We start from the raw sequence: 19,479 nt of genomic DNA, 5'->3' as shown, positions 1-19,479 counted from the left end.
CGGCGGTGGGCGGCGGCGGTCGGAGTGCGCTCCGACGGGCCGTCATTCCTCGTGACGGGGCGCGGACTTCATGCTGGTCCCGTCGTCCGGCGTCCCGGCGTCCGGTCCGGTGTACTCGGGCAGTGTCACCCGGGCCACCGCCCCGCCGTCCGGGGCGTTGCGGAACTCCAGGCGGGCGCCGATCACCGCGGCCTGCCCGGCGGCGATGGTCAGCCCGAGGCCGTGCCCCTTGCCGCCGGCCTCGGTGCGGAACCGCTGCGGGCCGTCGGCGGGCAGATAGTCCGGGAAACCCGGGCCGTGATCGCGTACGGTCACCACCGGTCCGTCGACCGTCAGCACCACCGGGGGCCGGCCGTGCCTGTGCGCGTTGGAGATCAGGTTGCCCAGCACCCGTTCCAGGCGCCGCCGGTCGGTCATGGTGCGCAGGTGCGCGGATCCCTCCGGGTGTTCGATGCGGATCGCGGTCGCCGTCCCGGACGCGCGCACCACCCGCTCCACGAGCGGCACCAGTTCGTACACATCGAGATCGACGGCTTCCGTGCGGGCGTCGAGCCGGGAGATCTCCAGCAGATCCTCCGTCAGTGCCCGCATCGCCCGGACCCGGTCCCGCACCAGCTCGGACGGCCGCCCCGGCGGCAGCAGCTCGGCGGCGGCCGAGAGACCGGTCAGCGGGGTGCGGAGCTCGTGAGCCACATCGGCGGTGAAACGCTGCTCGGTCTGGAGCTTGCGCTGGAGCGTGGACGCCATCGTGTCCAGTGCCCCGGCGACGATCGCGACCTCGTCCTGCGGGCGCGAGGGGTCCGCCGTACGCGGGTCGCCGACGCGGGCGTCCAGGTCCCCGGCGCTGATCCGGCGGGCCACCCGGGCCGTCTGGTGCAGCCGCCGGGTGACCCGGGTGACCGAGAAGGCGCCGACCAGCACGGTGGCGCCGATGGCCAGCAGGGAGGAGCCGAGGATCGCCCCGTCGAGGCTGTCGATGGTGCGGGCGCTCTGGGTGTAGTCCACCTGCGTGGCCAGCGCGCGGCCGTCCGCCGGGCCCGCCGCCCACATGGCCGGACGCCCGTCGTACTCACCGACGAGCGTGCCGCGATCGCCGCCGGCGGCCAGGGTGCGCAGGGCGGCGGGCAGTTCCGGGGGATCGATCCCGGCACCCGCTGGCAGCGCCTCGCCGGTCTCGTACGCGGCGGTGACGTCCGCCAGCCGGGACAGGGCCTTCTCGCGGGCCCGGCCGACGGTCTGCCGGGTCACCTCGGTGTGGACCAGCGCGCCCAGCAGCGCGGCGAGCGCACAGCACATCACGGTGAGGAAGACGGTCGATTTCCAGGTGAGCGTCGCGGCCCAGGAAGGCACCCGGAGCCGACGCGGACGCCGCCGCGCTCGCGGCCCGCCCGCGCCGGGCCGGCTCACCGGCGCTCCGCGGAGACACCGTCGGAAGGCGTCGCGGTGGGGCTGACAGGGCTGACGGGGCCGGTGGGTGCGACGGGGGCGGCGCTCGGCGGGGCGGTCGTGAGCTGCGGGCGCGGCGCCCGGGACGACGGGATGCGCTGGATCTCGTCCTGCGTCGGCAGCATCGCCCGCTGCCGGGCGTCCCAGGACCAGACGGTGCGGTACTCGTACCCGGTGATCGCGGACGGCGCCCGCATGGTCAGGTCCCGCCCGGCCAGCTCGACGCTGATCACGGCGTCCGAGGTGGACAGGATCCGGGTCAGCCCGCCCGCCTCCGGCATGTAGACCCGCACCGAGAGCTGGTGGTCGGGCAGCCGGATGCCGAGCACCAGGTCGTCCCTGCCGTCGCCCGTCAGATCGCGGTAGTAGGGCCGGAGCACGGGGCAGGCGGCCGGTTCGGTCCGGCAGGCGTTGATCTTCCGTACGGTGTCGGCGGGCAGGTCGGCCGTGCCGCTGGACCGGTTGGGCCGGGCCCGCAGGCCGGCCTGCACCACCGCCACCGGATCCAGCCGGTGCACATCGCCGTCCGGTACCTCGATCCCGGGGATGCGCGCGGTCTCGCCCTCGCCGTAGTCGTACGGCGCGGCGGAGGCGGGCGGCAGCTCGGGCCACAGGCGGGCGGGACCGACGGCGGTCGGGGTCGGCCCGGCGCTCCGCAGCCCGCCGCCGTTGCCGCAGCCGGCCGACAGCAGCGCCATACCGGCGACGGCCCCGAGGGCCGCCGCCGTGCGGCACCGCACCCCGTGACGCGGACGCATGACTCCCTCCCTTCCCGAGGCCCAGGTCTCAAGACCCTATTCGGAAGGAAGTCCGTAATGCCTATTTAATACGGGCAAGGGCGTGCGTTTTCGTACCGGCAAGGGGCCTGCCGGCTCCGGTCAGCTCTGGTACGGGTTCTGTCCCTGCCCGTTCGGCGCGTACCCCGGCTGCCCCTGCGGCTGCCCGTACGGATTGCCCTGCTGCGAGGCCGCGTGCTGGGCCAGCAGCTGCTCGGCCTGCTCCTTGGGGATCTGCTGCTCCCCGCCGCAGAACGTGCACTGGGTCGCGTACTTCGTCGAGAACGGGAAGAGCGGCACGAAGAACAGCGTGAACTTCGTGACCCTCTTGCGCAGCGTGTGCGCGGCCGGGTTGCCGCACCACCCGCAGACCAGCGTCAGTATCGCCAATTGGTACAGATAGCCTCGCGTACCGAAAATGATCATGTTGCGGGTCCCTTCCCCGTATTTCCCTGAAGCGTTCGCCGGCAGAGCGCCAGCAGCTTCTCGTCCTCGTATGTGTCATGGCTGCCGTACCCGCCGTCCATCGCGTTGTGACGGCGTACGGAGGTGAGCTCGGCGCGCAGCACATGTGCCGCTTCCGACCCTGCACCAACGGCACCCATCCGCGCCAGGCCTTCCGCCACCCGGACGCGCACATGACGGTTCTGCTCCCAGGCCGCCAGGAGCACCGGTACGGACTCGTCGGCCCGCCCGGACACCTCCCACAGCGCGATCGCCGCGTCCACCCGCAGCCACAGCTCGTCGTGGGCCAGCAGCGCGCGCAGCCTCGGCGCGACCACCGACGCCCGCGCCCCGAGCCGGCCCAGCGCGTCGACCGCGGACCGCAGCTCGTGCACGCGCTCCGCCCGCAGGCCCTCGATGAGCACCGGCAGCACGGCCTCGGCGTCCCCCTCGACCGCCCACAGAGCCTTCGCGGCCTCGGTCGCCGAAGTGGCCCCGGGGCTCCGCATCAGCGCACGCAGCTCCGGCAGGACGCCGCGCGCCGCCGGCCCGAACGAGCCGAGCGCCCGCAGCGCCTCCGTACGCACCCACTCGCCCCGGTACTCCGGCGCGCCGTGCAGCACCCGCAGCACCTCGGGCAGCGCCTCGTCCGCCCGCAGCGCGGCCAGGCCGGTGAGCAGCGGGCCCGCCCGGTCGTGCACCCGCTCGTCGAGCGGGACCTCGCCGAGCCGGCGGCGCAGCACCCCGGCCAGCGGGGCCGCCGCCGCCCCCAGGCAGCCGATCGCGAACCCCACGTCGTGCGGCACCTCGGGCCGCTCCAGCGCGGCGGTCAGCGCGGGCACGGCACGGGCGTCGCCCAGCCTGGCCAGCGCCTTCACCGCACTGCCCAGCGACGGCGGCCCGCTCGGCCAGTCCCGCACCCAGGCCCCGGGATCCGCCGCCACCCGGGCCGCCAGCGCGTCCGCGGCGGGCGCGGCGAGCCCGAAGAGCTCCTCCAGCACATGCGCGGCGGCCTCGGCCAGCCGTGGGTCGGGGGTGGCGAGCTGCTCACCGACCAGCCGGACGAGCTCCTCGTACGAGCCCCGCCAGGTCCGGATCAGCCCGCCGCACATCCGCAGCGCTTCGATCCGCTGGCAGCGGTCCGGGCTGCGCAGCTGATCCGTCAGCAGCGCCGTCCGCTCGGCGACCCGGTCGTCGAGCCCCACGTGCAGCGTGCGCAGCAGGTCCGCCGTCCAGGGCCCGGTGCGCACCGGCGCCTCCTCGTCGGACAGCGCCCGCAACTGGCTCACCCGGGCCACCGGCTGGGCCCGCTCCTCGGCGGGCGGCTCCCCGGCGGCGTCCGGGTAGGCGTCGACGGCCGCGACCGCCTCGCCCGCAGCGGCCGCACCGGCCGGCGTGTCGAGGGCGGGGGCCGTCCCGGACCGGCGTCCGGGTACCGAGCGCAGCTGCCGCAGCAGCCCCGTCACCACCCGTACGACATCGCCGGGCAGTGCGTCCGGTGCGCACCGGGCCAGCTGGGCCAGCGCGGCCAGCCGCAGTCCGGGCGGGAATCCTTCGCCCGTCAGCCGGCTCAGCCAGGCCGCCGCCTCCGCGGCCAGCAGCCGGTGGCGCAGCGCGACCCGTCCCGCGGCCTCGACCAGGGCGAGCCGCACCTCCTCGTCCGGCTCGATCGGCAGGCGTTCCCGCAGCAACGCGAGGACCCTGTCCGGATGGCCGTGGAGCGCGGCGAGCGCCAGCGGCGCGCTGAGCCGTACCCCCGGATCCTCGTCGGCCATCAGCTCGAAGAAGACCCCGGCGCCCGCCGTGACGGCGGTCGCCGCCATCGCGTAGTTGGCCGCGCCCTCGATCTCGTCCTCGTCGATCTCGTCCTCGTCGTCCTCGTCCAGATCGATACCGCCGATGCTGGTGAGCAGTTCGACGATGCTGCCCCGGTCCTGGATGCCCGGATCCACGACCAGCTCGAAGAGGAACGGAATACTGGCCAGCGTGCAGGCGTAGACGTCCCCCTGGTGGTGAACCGCCCCGTACATCCCGTCCAGCGCCGCCTCGCGCTCCGCCGGATCGGTGGACGCGAGACCCCGCAGCATCGCAGGCACATCACCGGCCGGCCCGTAGGCGTGCTCCATCGAGGCCCAGTCGACCTCGTCGATCCCTGCGAACACCCCATCGCCTCCCCACGCATTTCAACGAAGCAGTGTCTGCGAGGAGTGTGCACCACGGGTCGGACGATCCGCCCTCCACATGCGGTCTTTTCCTGGCGAGCATGACAAATGTCTGTGCCATGCGCTAACGGCTGACCGGCGAGAATCGGCCGCTTCGGGTGACGGGGCGACAGGCCGGGGAGGGGAGGGACTGCGGGGCGACAGACCGAGGGGAGACTACGGGGCGACAGGCAGGCGGCCGGCCCGGTCCGGGTCGGCCAGGGGGCCGAGCAGATCCCCGTACCGCTCCAGCCGCGCCCCCATCCCGTCCGGCAGGAAGACCAGCTCCCCGGGGGCCCGGCACCGCTCGATCTCCGCCCAGGTGACGGGCGCGGACACGGTCGGTTCGGGCCGGGCGCGCAGTGTGTAGGGGGTGGCGGTGGTCTTCGCCGCCGCGTTCTGGCTGAAGTCGACGAAGACCTTCCCCGGCCGCAGCGCCCGCTTCATCCGGTGCACGACCAGGTCCCCGAGCTCCTGCTCCGCCCGGAGGGCCAGACCCTTCGCGTACGCCGACACCCGGGCGGAGGGCGTCGGCTCCAGCGGTACGAGCAGATGCAGCCCCTTCGATCCGGACGTCTTCCCGTACGCGCACAGCCCGTCCGCCGTCAGCCGCTCACGCAGCCACAGCGCCACCGCACAGCACTCCACGACCGTCGCGGGCGGGCCGGGATCCAGGTCGAGGACCATCCGGTCGGCGATCCCCGGAGCACCGGCCCGCCACTGCGGGGTGTGGAACTCCACCACCAGATTCGCCGCCCACATCAACGAGGCCAGATCCTCCACGACCACCTGTCTGGCCCTCTTGTCCTCGCGGTGCGGCACCGGAGTGGTCCGTACCCAGGACGGCGTACCGGGTGGCGGATTCTTGGTGAAGAAGCGCTGCCCGTCCGGCCCGTCCGGGTAGCGCAGGAAGGAGACGGGCCGGTCACGCAGATGGGTGAGCAGGGCCCCCGCGACGGTGGCCGCGTAATAGTGCAGCACCTCGCCCTTGGTGGTCCCGGTGGCCGGATACAGCACCTTGTCGAGATTGCTGAGCGCCAGCCGTCGCCCCTCCACCTCTGTGATCGGCGTCATACGATAAGAATCACATGATTTGAGAACGTACTGGTATCCATGCGGACACAAGGGGTGAACGGTGAGGTCCATCTGGAACGGCGCCATCTCCTTCGGGCTGGTCAGCATCCCCATCAAGCTGGTCAACGCCACGGAGAACCACTCGATCTCCTTCCGCCAGATCCACCTCGCCGACGGTGGCCGGATCCGCTACCGGAAGGTCTGCGAGATCGACGAGGAGGAGGTCACCGCCGCCGAGATCGGGAAGGCGTACGAGGAGCCCGACGGTTCGATGATCCCGATCACCGACGAGGACCTCGGCTCGCTGCCGCTGCCCACGGCCAAGACGATCGAGATCGTGGCCTTCGTGCCGGCCGCCTCGATCGACCCGCTCCAGATGGATGCGGCGTACTACCTCTCCGCCAACGGGGTTCCGGCGGCCAAGCCGTACACCCTGCTCCGCGAGGCGCTGAAGCGGAGCCAGAAGGTCGCCCTAGCGAAGTACGCGCTGCGCGGCCGCGAGCGGCTGGGCATGCTGCGGGTGGTCGACGACGTGATCGCCATGCACGGCCTGCTCTGGCCGGACGAGATCCGCAGCCCGGAAGGCGTCGCCCCGGAGACCGACGTCAAGGTCCGGGAAGCCGAACTCGACCTGGCCGACGCGCTGATGGACACCCTCGGCGAGGTCGACATGGACTCGCTCCACGACGACTACCGCGAGGCGGTCGAGGAGCTCATCGCCGCGAAGGCGGAGGGCCGGACGCTGGAGCCGGCGGAGGCGGAGGACTCGGGCGGCAAGGTCATCGACCTGATCGCGGCCCTGGAGAGCAGCGTCCGGGCGGCGAAGGAGGCCCGCGGCGAGGGGCCGGAAGCCGGGGAGGAGAAGGAGGACGCTCCCGTCGCCGAGGTCACCTCCCTCAGCGGCCGCAGGAAGTCCGGTGGCACCGGGGCGAAGAAGAAGGCCACGGCCGCCGCCAAGAAGACGGCCGCTGCCACGAAGAAGAAGTCCGCATCGGGCAGGGCGCCCGCCAAGAAGACCGCGGCGCGGTCGACGGCGAAGAAGACCACCAAGTCGGCGGCGAAGAAGGCCACCGCGAAGTCGGACCCGAAGCCGGCGGCGAAGAAGGCGGCTCCCCGCAAACGTGCCTCGGCCTGAGCCCCGGCACGCGCCCTCCGCACCCCCCGCAAACGTGGCCGACGGCCGCCCCGGAGGCAGAGCCCCGGGACCGCCGTCGGTACCGGTCCGATGCCGTCGGCACCGGACCGGTGGTGGCTCAGTGCCTGCGGAACGGGAAGCGGTACGAGTTCACGTAACCGGCCGCCGGAGTCCCGACCCCCGTCACGTCGTCGTATCCCTTGACCGCCTTCAGCGAGGCGTCCTTGCCGAGGCTGCGCAGCGAGGTCAGCAGACCGTCCGCCGCGTCCACGCCGTTGGCGTAGTCGACCCGGACCACCGCGAGATCGCGGTTCGCGCCCAGCGGGTGGTCGGTGACGTCGTGGTACGCCTTCGAGTCGTACCGGGCGTAGATCGCCGGGTTGGCGAAGCCGATCGGCAGCCCGTGCCGGGCCTGCTGCGCGAGCGCCTGGACACCGGCGATGACCGGCGCGGCCAGTGACGTACCGCCGATGCGGTACTCGTCGTAGCCGAGCGATCCGTCGGGCATCGTCTGGGTCTGGCCGACCAGGAAGCCGGTGTTCGGGTCGGCGACGGCCGCGATGTCCGGGGCCGTGCGCATCCGCTGCTTGCCGTTGGCCTGCGCGAGCGAGTCGGGCACGACACCGCGCTGGTAGAACGGCTGCTTCACGGACGAGCTGGTGCCGCCGCCCGCGCCGGAGGTGTACGCGCCGGGGAAGCCGGCCCAGCTCTTCCCGTCGTCGGAGAGGTTCGACTTGAGCGTGCCCCAGCCGGTCTCCCACTGGTACTTGTCGTTCTTGCCGACCGCCAGCGCGGTTCCGCCGACGGAGGTCACCCAGGCGGAGTTGGACGGCACGTCGATCTGCTTCGTGCCCGTCGACGCGACGTTGTCGCCGTCGTCGCCGGAGGAGAAGTAGAAGCCGATGCCCTCGATCGCGCCCATCTTGAAGACCTGGTCGTACGCGGCCGCGACGTCCGGGGTCTCGTTGGCCTCGATGTCGCCCCAGGAGTTGGAGACGATGTCGGCGAGCCGGTTGTCGACGATCTTGTTCAGCGAGTCCAGCAGATCGGCGTCGTAGCAGGAGGCGCCGCCCACGTAGACGATGTCGGCGGCGGGTGCGACCGCGTGCACGGCCTCCACGTCGAGGGTCTCCTCGCCGTACCAGCCGGAGGCCCCGCACTCCTCGGTCCTCGTGTAGTCGTCCGGCAGCACCTGGGTCAGCTGGCCACGACGGTAGGGCGCGTCGCCGTTGCGCTCGGCGTACTCGGCGGCGTCCTTCGCGATGGTCGGCGAGGCGTACGCGTCGGTGATCGCGACGGTGACGCCCTTCCCGGTCCAGCTTCCGGCGCCGTAGGCGGCGCGCAGCTGCTTGCCGGTGTACCCCTTCACGGCGTACGGCGCCCTGGACCCGTAGGCGCTGGGCAGCGACGACGCGGTCTTCGAGCCGTAGTACGTGGAGAAGGGGCCGGAGTTGCGGAACACCCCGTCCGGCGGCGGCAGGGCTTCGTCGTGGCTCGACTTGTGCGGCGCGTTGTCCAGGCCGGAGACGGCGAGCACGGCGTCGCTCAGCGCGGCGGGCACGGAGGCGGTGGAGGCCGGGGCGCGGTAGGTGCGGCCGCCCTTGCGGTAGTTGCGCAGCTGGGTGCCGAACGCCTTCTCGGCGGCGGCGACTTCACCGGTGGCCGAGACGTAGTGCTGGTTGGTGCCGGTGACGGTCAGCCCGTTCGACTTCAGCCACATGCTGACCTGGTCGATCTGCTGCTGTGTCGCCCCGAACCGGGCCTGCGCCTGACCGGCGCTCAGATACTTCCCGTACGAGGCGGACTGCGGGTCGGAGACGGCGGCGGCGTAGGCGGCCAGCCCCTTCGCGTCCCGTCCGGCCAGATGGACCCGGACGCTTACCTTGCCGCTGTCGGGCGTGGCTCCCAGATCCGCCCCGGCGGTGGCCCAGGCGGGCTTGGTGCCCTGCAGCGCGTCCCGCCCGCCCGGCGCGGAGTCGGCGCTGGCGTTCGGTATCCCGAGGGCGAGCGCGCCGGCCAGCAGCGGCAGCGTCGCTGCCATGCTCAGCGCGGCGCGACTTCTCGCGCGGCTGGTTCTCATACAACCCCCTGCGATGTGGGTCTACGCGTGTGGATTACATGTGCTGGATGTTGTGCACATGTAATGCGCCACTCTGGCGAGGAACGCCTCATGTATGGGGCATGTACTGACCAAGAATCGGCCAAGTGAACCAATGTGCAGGGCAGTTCGCCGAGAAATCCACGAAATGTGCTGTTGCTGAGCCTTCATCGGGGCGACCCCGTGTCCGATGAAGTGGCCGGTGCCGCGACTGGCGCGTGCCTGGCAGTGGATCGACCGGGTCGTCGAGGCCGCCCGCACCGGGGGTGAGTCCACGATCGCGAAGGTGCGCGCGGAGGTGAAGGAGTTGATGGACGGGTATCCGGCGCCGGGGCTGCCGGTGGGGTGACGGTCCCGCCGGGGCGGCCTTCGCTAGCACGTGCTGAACGCCCGCACAAATGTATTGGTGCGTCCTGTCATGATCGCGGTAACGTCTCGAACCGCATCCCGGTCAAAACGGCCGGGAAGGCTTCAACTCATGTACCCAACAAGGACGTTACCGCAATGAAGCAGAACCGGTTCCGTACCCTCGCGGTGTCTGTCACCGCCGTTGCCGCCGTCGCCTTCGGCCTCGCCCATGCGCAGGGCGATGCGATGTCCGGTCTCCGGTCCGTGGCCGAACAGCCGAGGACCGGAGACACGTTCGTCGTGACGGCGCGCGCCGAGCCGGAGCAGTGGATGTGGACGAAGCAGTGGATGTGGTAGACGCCTGACGGTGGCCGGCGCCCGAGCGCGGGCGCTCAGGAGCCGGCCACCTCGGGGTGTTCCAGGAGCAGGCGGCGCAGGTCGTCCGCCTCCTCCCAGGCCTCCAGCCTCCGGTACAGCGCCACCGCCCGGGTGCCGTAGCGCCGGACCGGGCCCCAGCGGTGTGTGACCAGCGCGGTGTGGGCCAGTCCCGCGAGGGCCTGTGCCGCACCGAGCAGTGACCCCGTTCGTCTGGCCTCCGCCAGGCCCAGCTCGTAGCTCTCCCAGGCCGCGGCGAACTGCCCCGACACGCGAAGGGCATCGGCCGCACCGAGCAGGGCCCGCATGTACTCGTAACCGCTGTCGATCCGGCGGGCCACCTCCCCGGCCGTCCGGAAGTGGGTGAGCGCATCGCCGGTGCGTCCCGTCTCCGCGTACATCGTCCCCATGCTGATCAGCGCGTTGGCTTCCCCCAAGGCATCCCCGTGGGCGCGGTGCGACTCCAGCGACCGCCGGAAGCAGACCAGGGCCCGCGCGGTCTGCCCGGTCGCCTGGTACACCGCCCCCATGTTCGTATCCAGGATGTCCAGTTCCTGCCGGCCGCCGTGCCGTTCCGCCAGCGCCCGGGAGCGTTCGTAGTGGGCGAGGGCCTCCTCGTACCGCCCCTGGCTCTGATGGAACTCGCCCAGATTGTTCTGGGCGTGGATCTGCCCGAGCAGGTTTCCGGTCTCCTCGTAGATGCCGAGAATCGCCCGCGCCCTGGCCAGCGCCTCCCCGTAACGGCCCGCATGGAAGAACGCCGCGCCCTGGACGTTCAGCGCACCCGCCTCGCCCTCGCGGTCCCCGGCCTGCCGGTACCCGGTCAGGGCCTCGTCGAGGACGCGCAGGGACGCCCCTCCGCGCCCCGCCGCCAGATGTGCCCGGCCCGCCTGGAAGAGGGCGTCCGCGCAGCCGTGCGGACGGCCGAGACCGCGGAAGAGCTCCAGCGCCTCGCCCGCACAGTTCAACGCCTCGTCGGGGCGGGTCTGCGCCAGTACGTCGGCGGCCTCGACCAGCGTCTGCGCGAGGGCGTGCGGGGTGCCGAGGGCGCGCAGGGCGTGAACGGCCGCTCCGTAGAGCTCGTTGGTGACGGCCCAGGTGCCCCAGCGCTTGAGCACCGGAGCGAGCACGTGCGGGAAGAGAGCCGCGTACGCGGGAGCCTCGTCGGCGGCCGTACGGGCGACCGCGAGGAGGTTGGCTCGCTCCTGGACCAGCCACGCCGAAGCGCTGTCGGCGTCGCCGAATCCGGTGGCGTACGCCGAGGTGCACTCCGGCCCCGCGGGCAGTCTCCGGCGGTGCGGCCGGGTGTGCAGGTCGGCGTGGTGCGCCGTGGTGAGGTAGTGGCCGAACAGCCTGCCGACCGCCTGGGCCCGGGACTCCTCCGGCTCCGCCCGGCCGAACATGCGCAGCGCGAAGGCCCTGGTGAGATCGTGCAGCCGGTACCGGCCCGGGGTGGGCTCCTCAAGGAGGTGGAAGTCGTGGAGTTCGTCAAGACCGCGGCGGATCCGGGTGCTGTCCGGGTCCGCGCCGACCAGAGCCGTGGCGGCGGCGACCGTGATGTCCGGGCCGGGATGAAGCGCCAGATGGCGGAGCAACTTCTGGGTGGGGCACGCCAGTTCGGTGTACGAGAAGCGGAACGCGGAGACGAGCTCGCCGTCGTCGAACTCGTCAAGCGGGTCGGCCGCCTCGGCCAGCCGGTCCAGCAGATGGCGCAGGGTCCAGGACTCCCGGTGCCGGAAGCGGCTGGCGAACCAGTGGAGGAGAAGGGGGTGGCAGCCGGAGGCCCGGATCACGAGCGCGAGCGCCTCGGGGTCGGCCAGGACCCGGGCGGCGCCCGCGATCCGGGTGAAGAGGGCGGCGGCCTCCTCGTCGGACAACCCCTCCACCAGGAGCGAGGAGGCACCGTCGAGCCCGGCGAGCCGGTTCCGGCTGGTCACGATCGCCCGGCAGCTCGCGGCGCCGGGCAGCAGCGGACGCACCTGGGCCGCGTCCCGCGCGTTGTCCAGCACCACGAGCACCCGGTGGCGGGCCGTCCACTCGCGCCACCGTGCCGCCCGCGCGTCCAGCGAGTCCGGCAGGTCACCGCCGGCCCCGGCCGCGTGCAGCAGCACCGCGAGGGCCTCGGCGGGGTCGTACGGCGCCTGCCCGCCGAAGCCGTGCAGATCGACGTAGAGCCGGCCGCCCGGATAGGCGTCGTGGAGCCGGTGGGCGGCGTGCACCGCGAGCGTGGTCTTGCCGATGCCGGGCATGCCGTGGATGACGGTGAGCGGCATGGCGTACGCGGCGGAGCCGTCCGGCTGCCCGGAACCGCGCGTGACGGAGCCCGCCGGCTGCCCGCGATCGTGTGCGGCGGAGCCGTCCCGCTGCGCCGATTCGCCCAGCAGCAGCCGGAGTTCGGCGGCGCGGCCGGTGAAGTCGCGGCTGTCGCGCGGAAGGTTGGTGCGCGGCCCGGGGTCCGCCGGCCGGTCGGCGCGTACCGCCATCTCCAGGAGCGTACGGTCCTGGCCGAGGATGCGCCGGTGGAGCTCCTGCAGGTCCGAACCCGGCTCGATGCCGAGCTCCGTGCGCAGCCGGGTCCGTGTGGTGCGGAAGACGGCGAGCGCCTCGTCGTGCCGCCCGGACCGGTACAGCGCCACCATCAGATCGGCGATCACCTGCTGGGCCAGCGGATTCTCCGAGGCCAGTCCCTGCAGTTCACCGACGAGATCGGCGTGCCGCCCCAACTCCAGCTCCAGCCCGATGCGTTCCTCCCGCACCCGGCGCAGGTCCTCGACCAGCCGGCCCCGTACCGAGGCGGCCCAGTCGCTCCTGGACTCGGGCAACGGCTCCCCGCGCCATCTGTCCTCGGCCGTGCGCAGCAGACCGATGGCCAGCTCCCGCTTGCCCTGCCCGGCCGCCGCGCGGGCCTCTTTGCGCAGCCGCTGGAAGTGCGAGACATCGACCTCGGTACGGGCGTCGATGCGGAGCTGGTACTGACGCGGCGACGGGCGCTCCACCTGGACGAGGTCGCCGACCGAGTCGTGCAGCAGCCTGCGCAGCTTCGACACATAGCTCTGCATGGTGTCCACCGGCGACTTGGGCTGATCATCGCCCCAGACCCGGTCGATCAAAGCGTCCATGGAGACCGGCTCACCGAGCGAATGCACCAGAACGGCCAGTACGCAGCGCGTTTTCACCGATCCGAGCCCGCACTGCTGTCCTTGATGCCATAGTTCAAGAGGTCCCAGAGCAAGAAGTTCCACATCGCCCCCGCTGGGTGCGCTGCTTCCTGCCGTCGACGGCAGCGCCCGCACCTGTGTGCAGGACCTTCCACTGTCACCCCGGGTGCGGGGAGCAGGCAGGGGCGCACGGGCGCGTACAGGGCGCATCTCCCCACCGCCGTTCCGAACGCCCGAGAGCTGCTCGGGAGCCGTCGGCAACCGGCCCGGAAGCCGATGGCAACCGGCCCGGAGCGGGCCCGGAACCGCCCGCACCCGGAGTGCAGGATTCCTGCAAGCAACCCGTCAAACACGTGGGGCATGTCTTCGGCGTGCGCCGCGAAACGACGCGGCCGCCCCGGACGGGCGCACCGGTCCGGGACGAGGAATCGGGGGATCGATTCAATGACTCTGACAATGGCCGAAACACATCGGCCGCACGTGCCGATGCGTCTGGACGTGGACCGCTGGGCCACCCGGCAGATCCGCCGGAGGGTGCTGGCCGTCGTGCATACGGTGACCGCCGGGCAGCGGCTGCTGGACGCGGTGCGGCTGCTGGAGGGCGACGCCCGGGTGCAGGTGTTCTTCACCGCGGCCCCCGACGTGTTCAGCCACGGGGTGGACTCCTTCCTGGCGGAGCTCGGCGGCCTGGTCCTGCCCTGGCACCAGGCGGTCCAGATGCCCTTCGACCTGGCCCTGTCCGCTGCCCACGGCGGGCTGAACGACCTGCACGCCCCGGTGATCGTGCTGCCGCACGGAGCCGGACACAACAAGCTGGTCCCGGGCGGGCAGCGCGGGCGCCCGGTCGCGGAACGCGGGGTGTACGGGCTGAACCGCCAGTGGCTCGTCCAGGACGGCAGGCTGGTGCCCGAGTCGATCGTGCTGGCGCACCACGAGGAACTGACCCGCCTCGGCCGCGAGTGCCCCGAGGCGCTGCCCGCCGCGGAGGTGGTCGGCGACCCCTGCTTCGATCGCATCGCCGCGAGCATGCCCCTGCGGGCGCTCTACCGCGAGGCACTGCACACCAGGGCCCGGCAGCGGCTGGTGCTCGCCTGCTCCACCTGGGGACCGCGCTCCCTGTTCGGGCAGAGCCCGGAACTCCTGGAACGGCTGGTCACCGAACTGCCCCGGGACGACCACCGGGTCGCCGTCCTGCTCCACCCCAACATCTGGAACGCCCACGGGGAATGGCAGATCCGCAGCTGGCTGGCGACCCTGGGCAGGATGGGCCTCACCGTGATCAGCCAGCACGCGGACTGGGTCGGTGCCCTCGTCGCCGCCGACTACATCGTCGGTGACCACGGATCCGTCTCGCTCTACGGATCGATGACCGGCGTCCCCGTACTGATGGCGGGCGCACCGGAGGCGGACGTGGACCCCGGTTCACCGGTGGCCGAACTGGCCTCGCTCGTCCCCAGGCTGCACGGCGACCGCCCGCTCGGCCGCCAGCTCGCCCGTTCCTCCGCGCTCTACCGACGGCAGCGGTACGAGCGGATCGCGGACCGCATCACCTCCGAACCCGGCCGGTTCGCCACCAGGATGCGCGCGCTGATCTACCGCAAGCTCCGGCTGCGCGCCCCCGCGGTGCGACTCGCCCCGGAACACGCACCGCTGCCGTTCGGCGTGCGGTACGACGAGCGGGCCGGGGGAGTGCGATGACCGCGCTCACCATGGCGCTGTACGAGGACCCCTGCGCCCGGGGCCCGGTCCGCCGCACCGAGGTCACCCTGCTGCACCCGGACACCGGGGCCCCGGTCCTGGACGAGCACGTACGCGTCCGGCTGCCCGCCCCGTCCCCGCTGCCGCTGCTCGCCGACGTGCTCGTTGCCAGGGGAGACGGGCCCCGGTCCGCGACGGCGCTGGCCGCCCGCCACCCCGGGGCCCTGGTGGTGGCCGTGCACCGGGGCCCCCGGTGCTGGCTGCTCCTCGGCGGGGAAGGCGCCCCGGTGGAACTGGACGGGCGCCGGCCGGGTACGCCGTGGGCGGTCTGGGCCTCGGTTGCCCACGCCTGGGTGGTGGCCGGGCTGCCCGTGGCGGAGTTCGGCACGACGGCGGTACGGGTCATCGGGAACGCGCGCACTCAGCCGGCGCCGGTCCCCGTGGCGCCGTTCTGCCCGGCCTCCGGTTCCAGCGCGCCCAGCCTGCCCCGCACCTCCCGCGCGTCGGCCGAGTCCGGCCCGCCGACGGCGGAGTACAGGATCAGCGCCTCCCGGTAGCACTGCCGGGCGATCTCGGGCTGCCCGCGCCGTTCGGAGACCAGGGCCAGGCCTCCCAGCGCGCGGGCCGTCTCGTAGTCGGCGGACATGGGCCGAAACGTGTCCAGCGCCGCCCGCAGACCGGCCTCGGCCCGGTCGAGCCGGCCCAGGCCGAGGTGCGCCCGCCCGGCCAGCGCGTCGGCGCGGGCGGTGTTGTACGTGTCACCGGCCTCCCGCAACACGGCGCGGGCGGCCTCGCTTTCGCGGGCGGCGTCCTCGTACCGCCCGCGCGACAGCGCGACATCCGCGAGGTTGAACCGCGCCAGCGCACCGGCCCTGCGGTCACCGCAGTCCGGCAGCCCGGCGGCCGCCCGGCCGAAGAACTCGGCGGCCCGGTCCGGCTCACCGAGCCGCTGGTGGGCCAGACCCCGGTAGTTGAGCGTCCGGGCGTGCCCGAGCGTGTCCCCGGTGCGCAGGAAGGAATCGGCGGCCCGCTCGAACATCCCCAGCGCCTGCTCCGGGCAGTCCATGTCGAGTTCGCCCAGGCCGCCCGAGGTGAGCATCCGGCACACCGCCGCCGCGTCGCCGCACTCCTCGGCCGCGAGCAGCCCCTCCCGGTGCGCCTCGCGCCACTCCGGGTAGAACTTGCGCCGCAGGAACAGCGGCCACATGGCGTCGGCCAACTGCCAGCCCAGCGCCGGGATTCCGGCCGTCCGGGCGAGCCGGAGCACCGCCATGAGGTTGGGCAGTTCGTGTTCGAGCCAGTCCAGCGCGGCGTCCGCCGCCCCCGCGCCGTCGCCGGTGGAGCCGTCACCGAAGCCCGCGTCCACGACCGGGCCGGGGCCGAAGTTCCGGGCCATGGTGCGGTGTTGCGGGTCGATGACCTCCTCCGCACGGGTGGCGTTGGCCAGGTAGTGGTAGCCGATGCGGCGCAGCGCCGCGGCCCGCTCCTCGGCGGACTCGTCCCGGTCCGCCTGCGCCAGCGCGTGCAGCCGTACCAGGTCGTGGAAGCGGTAGCGCTCGGCCCCGGCCGCCTGACCGGCGTCGATGAGCAGGCTCGCGTCGTACAGCACATCGAGCGCGTCGGCGGCGTCCGAGCCCAGCACCGCATCGGCCACCGGCCCGCCGAACTCCCGCCCGGGATGCAGCCCCAGCAGCCGGTAGAGGCGGGCGGCCCCGGCCGGAAGCCCCTGGTAGGAGAGGTCCAGCGCCGCCCGCACATCGTGGTCGCCGTCGATGGCCAACGCCTCCAGTCGGTCGCGTTCCTCGGCCAGTGCCCGGACCATCGTGGTGATGCCGTGGCGGGGACGCGACGCCAGCCGGGCACCGGCGATACGCACCGCGAGCGGCAGCCCCGCACACAGATCCACCAGGGCCCGTGCCTCCTCGGGCTGCGCGGCCACCCGGCCGTCGGCCAGGGTGGAATCCAGCAGCTCCACCGCCGCCTCCGGCCCGAGCGGCTCCAGATGGATCACATGGCCCCCGTCGACGCTCAGCCCCGGCAGCCGCCGTCGGCTGGTCACCGCGGTCACACACTGACCCGCCGGTAACAGGGGCCGGACCTGCGCTGCGGTCGCCGCGTCGTCCAGCATGACCACGAGCCGCCGGTCCGCGGTCAACGACCGGTACAGCGCGATCCGTTCGGCGAGGACCGGGGGCACCTGCGGAGTCGGCACGCCCAGGGCCCGCAGGAACCGCCCGACCACTTCGCCCGGGTCCACCGGGCCGCCGGGCGACTGGGCCCCCAGATCCGCGTACAGCTGACCGCCGGGAAAGTGCGGGCGGATGGTGTGCAGCCAGGCCAGCGCGACCGCGGTCTTGCCGACACCTCCCAGCCCGCTGACCGCGGCCAGCGTCGGATGCCCCTCCCGGGTGGCACGGGCACGGTGCCCCTCCAGCGTGCGCACCTCCGCCGAACGGCCGGTGATCCGGATCGAGGGCGGGAGCTGCCAGGGCGGCTTCGGCCCGCGGGCCTCCGGGGCGGCCTCCGTATGGAAGTGAATGCCGCCGTACACCTTCCCCGACTGGATCGCGGGACCGTGCACCGTACCGCTCAAGTCGTTGTCACTGCGCTCGTGCCCCAGCACCGGTCCCCCTCCGGACGGCCATCCGGCAATCTCCTGGAGAACATCCTTTCCGCACAGGCGAGCGAAGTATCCGGCTCGCCGGGGGTCGGACCCTCCCGCATGTCCTGATATTGCCCAGGGTCCCGCTTCATCGATGTGCCGAAGGCATATTCAAGACAGCTCGCGACGCCCCCGAACCCGAGGCGAACGCCCCCGTCCGGCACGGAACGCCGACGGGAAGGGCCGATTGATCACCGCCCGCACCGCTGCGCGCCTATGCTCGCCGGATGGAGCAGAGCGAAGTGGTGAAGCGGGTGGTGGGCATCCTCACGGAGGCGGGCGAGATCCGTCGGCTGCTCGAAGAGAACGTCGACCGCGACGACCTGGAGACCGATCCCAGCGTGGTGACCGTGCTCCTCAACGAGACGATGCCCCGGATCACCGTCCCCGAGGACGCCTCGATCGAGGAGGTCGCGACGCTGGTCGGCCGGGAGGTCGGCGGTGCGGTGGAGCAGCTGGTCGGCGCGTTCACCCTGGCCTTCGCGATGCTGGCCCAGGTGCACGACTCCGGGCAGACGGACGTGACCTCCGCCGACGTACTCCAGGACTTGGCCCTGCGGGCCGAACAGATCGGCTCCGACGGACCGGACGACGCGGGGGCGTAGGCGTACGCAAGAGCCCTACGGCTCGCCCGAACCCGCCCGGGAACGGGCCGGTCGCACCCCACCGCCCGTCCCGCAGGCCCCGCGCGCCCTCGTGTCCGCGCGCCGCAGCAGGATCACCGCCACCGCCGCGGCGGCCAGCGCGACCAGCGCCGCGACGGCCCCCGCATCCCCGACCGCGGCCGTGTACTCCCGCCGCCCAGGGGCGGAGAGCCCGACGAACAGCCCGCCGCACACCGCGGTGCCCAGCGCGAGACCCACCTGACGGGCGGTGTTGGCCACGGCCGCGGCCGTGCCCGCGCGGGACGGGTCGGCGTCCCGCATGGCCGCGGACGGAAGCACCGGCGACACCATGCCCGCACCGGCCCCGGTCAGCAGCAGCGACGGCACGAGCGCCACCGGCCCGTACGAGACGCCCAGCAGCGCGAAACCCGCACACCCCGCCGCGACGAGCGCGGTGCCGACGCCCAGCGGGATCCACAGCGCCACGCGCTGGAGCACCGCCCCGCACAGGGCGGAGACGACGAAGAAGACCGCGGGCTGGAGGGCCAGCAACAGCGAGGTGTCGACCGCGTCCAGGCCCGCACCGTCCTGGAACCAGGACGACATCACCGTCAGCGGTCCGAACGCGGCGAAGTAGTAGCCGAACGCCACCGAGACCACGGCCACGAACCTGGGATGGCGGAACAGCGCCGGATCGATGACGGGATCCGTCGTACGGCGCTCGTACGCGAAGAAGGCGAGCATGGCCACGGCCGCCACGACGGCGGCGAGCCCCGGGCCCGCCCCCGTCCCGTCCTCGCCGAAGAGGAGCGCGCCGACGACCAGGGCGGCGATGCCCGCACTCAGCAGGACCGACCCCGGTACGTCCATCCGCCCGGCCCGGCGCTCCGGATCACGGGGCAGGAACACGACGGCGAGCCCCAGCCCGGCCGCCCCCACCGGCACGGCGAGCAGAAAGATCCACCGCCAGCCCAGGGCCTCGGCGAGCAGTCCGCCGCAGACATTGCCGACAGCGGCGGCCAGCCCGGCCACGGCGCCCCAGACGGCGAAGGCCCGGTGCTGTTCCCGCCCCTGGTACGACGCCCTGATCAGCGGCAGCGTCGTCGCGAACATGGCGGCCCCGCCGACCCCCTGCGCACCCCGGAACACAACGAGTTCCCGCACCCCGGGCGCCAGCCCGCAGGCCAGCGAGGACACCGTGAAGAGAGCGAACCCGGCCAGGAAGACCCGGCGCCGGCCGAACGCGTCGCCCACCGCCCCGCAGACGATCAGGAGCGCCGCGAGCGCGAGCGTGTACAGATCCACGACCCACTGCAACGCCGCGAAATCGGTGTGCAGATCGGCGGCGATCGCGGGAATGGCCACGGTCACGACCGTGGCGTACGCGAGCAGCAGAAACGTCGCCGTGCAGGCGACGATCAGGGGAGCGAAGCGACGGGGTGCCATGGACTCGGTTCCT

Annotated in this window: 14 protein-coding genes; 5 read left to right on the top strand and 9 right to left on the bottom strand. The window is 73.0% G+C overall.

Annotated elements, in window-relative coordinates; translation table 11 throughout:
- Positions 1-42: 42 nt before the first annotated feature.
- The 5 genes from ACFYY7_RS08895 to ligD all read right to left on the bottom strand — a co-directional run bounded on the left by ACFYY7_RS08895 (position 43) and on the right by ligD (position 5,941).
- Positions 43-1,350 (bottom strand): ATP-binding protein, encoded by a 1,308-nt coding sequence (locus tag ACFYY7_RS08895; protein WP_388658862.1) that lies wholly within the window; start codon positions 1,348-1,350, stop codon positions 43-45.
- Between the two features lie 53 nt (positions 1,351-1,403).
- The gene (locus tag ACFYY7_RS08890; protein WP_388658859.1) at positions 1,404-2,204 is read right to left on the bottom strand and encodes a hypothetical protein; all 801 of its coding nucleotides are present in this window, start codon (positions 2,202-2,204) and stop codon (positions 1,404-1,406) included.
- Between the two features lie 120 nt (positions 2,205-2,324).
- Positions 2,325-2,648 carry a zinc-ribbon domain-containing protein gene (locus tag ACFYY7_RS08885; protein WP_388658856.1) on the bottom strand — a complete coding sequence of 108 codons (324 nt, stop codon included), beginning with the start codon at positions 2,646-2,648 and terminating at the stop codon, positions 2,325-2,327.
- Positions 2,645-4,828 carry a HEAT repeat domain-containing protein gene (locus tag ACFYY7_RS08880; RefSeq protein WP_388658853.1) on the bottom strand — a complete coding sequence of 728 codons (2,184 nt, stop codon included), beginning with the start codon at positions 4,826-4,828 and terminating at the stop codon, positions 2,645-2,647. The genes ACFYY7_RS08885 and ACFYY7_RS08880 overlap by 4 nt, the downstream gene beginning before the upstream one ends.
- 216 nt (positions 4,829-5,044) lie before the next feature.
- Positions 5,045-5,941, bottom strand: coding sequence for a non-homologous end-joining DNA ligase (gene ligD, locus ACFYY7_RS08875; protein ID WP_388658850.1), 897 nt, complete (start codon positions 5,939-5,941; stop codon positions 5,045-5,047).
- Between the two features lie 61 nt (positions 5,942-6,002).
- Here ligD and ACFYY7_RS08870 point away from each other — a divergent pair, with 61 nt between their 5' ends.
- Positions 6,003-7,076 (top strand): Ku protein, encoded by a 1,074-nt coding sequence (locus ACFYY7_RS08870; protein WP_388658847.1) that lies wholly within the window; start codon positions 6,003-6,005, stop codon positions 7,074-7,076.
- 118 nt (positions 7,077-7,194) lie between these two features.
- Here the strand turns inward: ACFYY7_RS08870 and ACFYY7_RS08865 are convergent, their stop codons facing one another.
- Positions 7,195-9,156 carry a protease pro-enzyme activation domain-containing protein gene (locus ACFYY7_RS08865; RefSeq protein WP_388658845.1) on the bottom strand — a complete coding sequence of 654 codons (1,962 nt, stop codon included), beginning with the start codon at positions 9,154-9,156 and terminating at the stop codon, positions 7,195-7,197.
- A gap of 208 nt (positions 9,157-9,364) precedes the next feature.
- On the opposite strand from ACFYY7_RS08865, the gene ACFYY7_RS08860 reads away from it, so the two are divergent.
- Both ACFYY7_RS08860 and ACFYY7_RS08855 read left to right on the top strand, forming a co-directional pair.
- Entirely contained in the window at positions 9,365-9,523 is a 159-nt protein-coding gene (locus tag ACFYY7_RS08860) for a hypothetical protein (protein ID WP_388658842.1), read from the top strand.
- A 155-nt stretch (positions 9,524-9,678) separates the two neighbouring features.
- Positions 9,679-9,879, top strand: a complete 201-nt coding sequence (locus ACFYY7_RS08855; protein ID WP_388658840.1) for a hypothetical protein — start codon at positions 9,679-9,681, stop codon at positions 9,877-9,879.
- A 35-nt stretch (positions 9,880-9,914) separates the two neighbouring features.
- On the opposite strand, the gene ACFYY7_RS08850 is transcribed toward ACFYY7_RS08855, so the two are convergent.
- Positions 9,915-13,139 carry a BTAD domain-containing putative transcriptional regulator gene (locus ACFYY7_RS08850; RefSeq protein WP_388658838.1) on the bottom strand — a complete coding sequence of 1,075 codons (3,225 nt, stop codon included), beginning with the start codon at positions 13,137-13,139 and terminating at the stop codon, positions 9,915-9,917.
- Between the two features lie 360 nt (positions 13,140-13,499).
- Between ACFYY7_RS08850 and ACFYY7_RS08845 the strand changes: the two genes are divergently transcribed.
- Positions 13,500-14,753 carry a hypothetical protein gene (locus tag ACFYY7_RS08845; protein ID WP_388658836.1) on the top strand — a complete coding sequence of 418 codons (1,254 nt, stop codon included), beginning with the start codon at positions 13,500-13,502 and terminating at the stop codon, positions 14,751-14,753.
- Positions 14,754-15,174: 421 nt separating this feature from the next.
- Here ACFYY7_RS08845 and ACFYY7_RS08840 read toward each other — a convergent pair whose 3' ends face one another.
- A complete protein-coding gene (locus ACFYY7_RS08840; protein WP_388658833.1) occupies positions 15,175-17,376 on the bottom strand; it encodes an ATP-binding protein in 2,202 nt (733 codons plus the stop codon).
- A 266-nt stretch (positions 17,377-17,642) separates the two neighbouring features.
- Here ACFYY7_RS08840 and ACFYY7_RS08835 point away from each other — a divergent pair, with 266 nt between their 5' ends.
- Positions 17,643-18,020, top strand: a complete 378-nt coding sequence (locus ACFYY7_RS08835; RefSeq protein ID WP_351260820.1) for a hypothetical protein — start codon at positions 17,643-17,645, stop codon at positions 18,018-18,020.
- Between the two features lie 15 nt (positions 18,021-18,035).
- Here ACFYY7_RS08835 and ACFYY7_RS08830 read toward each other — a convergent pair whose 3' ends face one another.
- On the bottom strand, positions 18,036-19,466 hold the full coding sequence (locus tag ACFYY7_RS08830) for an MFS transporter (protein ID WP_388658830.1): 1,431 nt from the start codon (positions 19,464-19,466) through the stop codon (positions 18,036-18,038).
- Positions 19,467-19,479: the final 13 nt, after the last annotated feature.

This window comes from Streptomyces sp. NPDC001933 (genome assembly GCF_042890955.1).
GTDB lineage: Bacteria > Actinomycetota > Actinomycetes > Streptomycetales > Streptomycetaceae > Streptomyces.
This window is presented reverse-complemented; position numbering and strand designations above follow the sequence as displayed.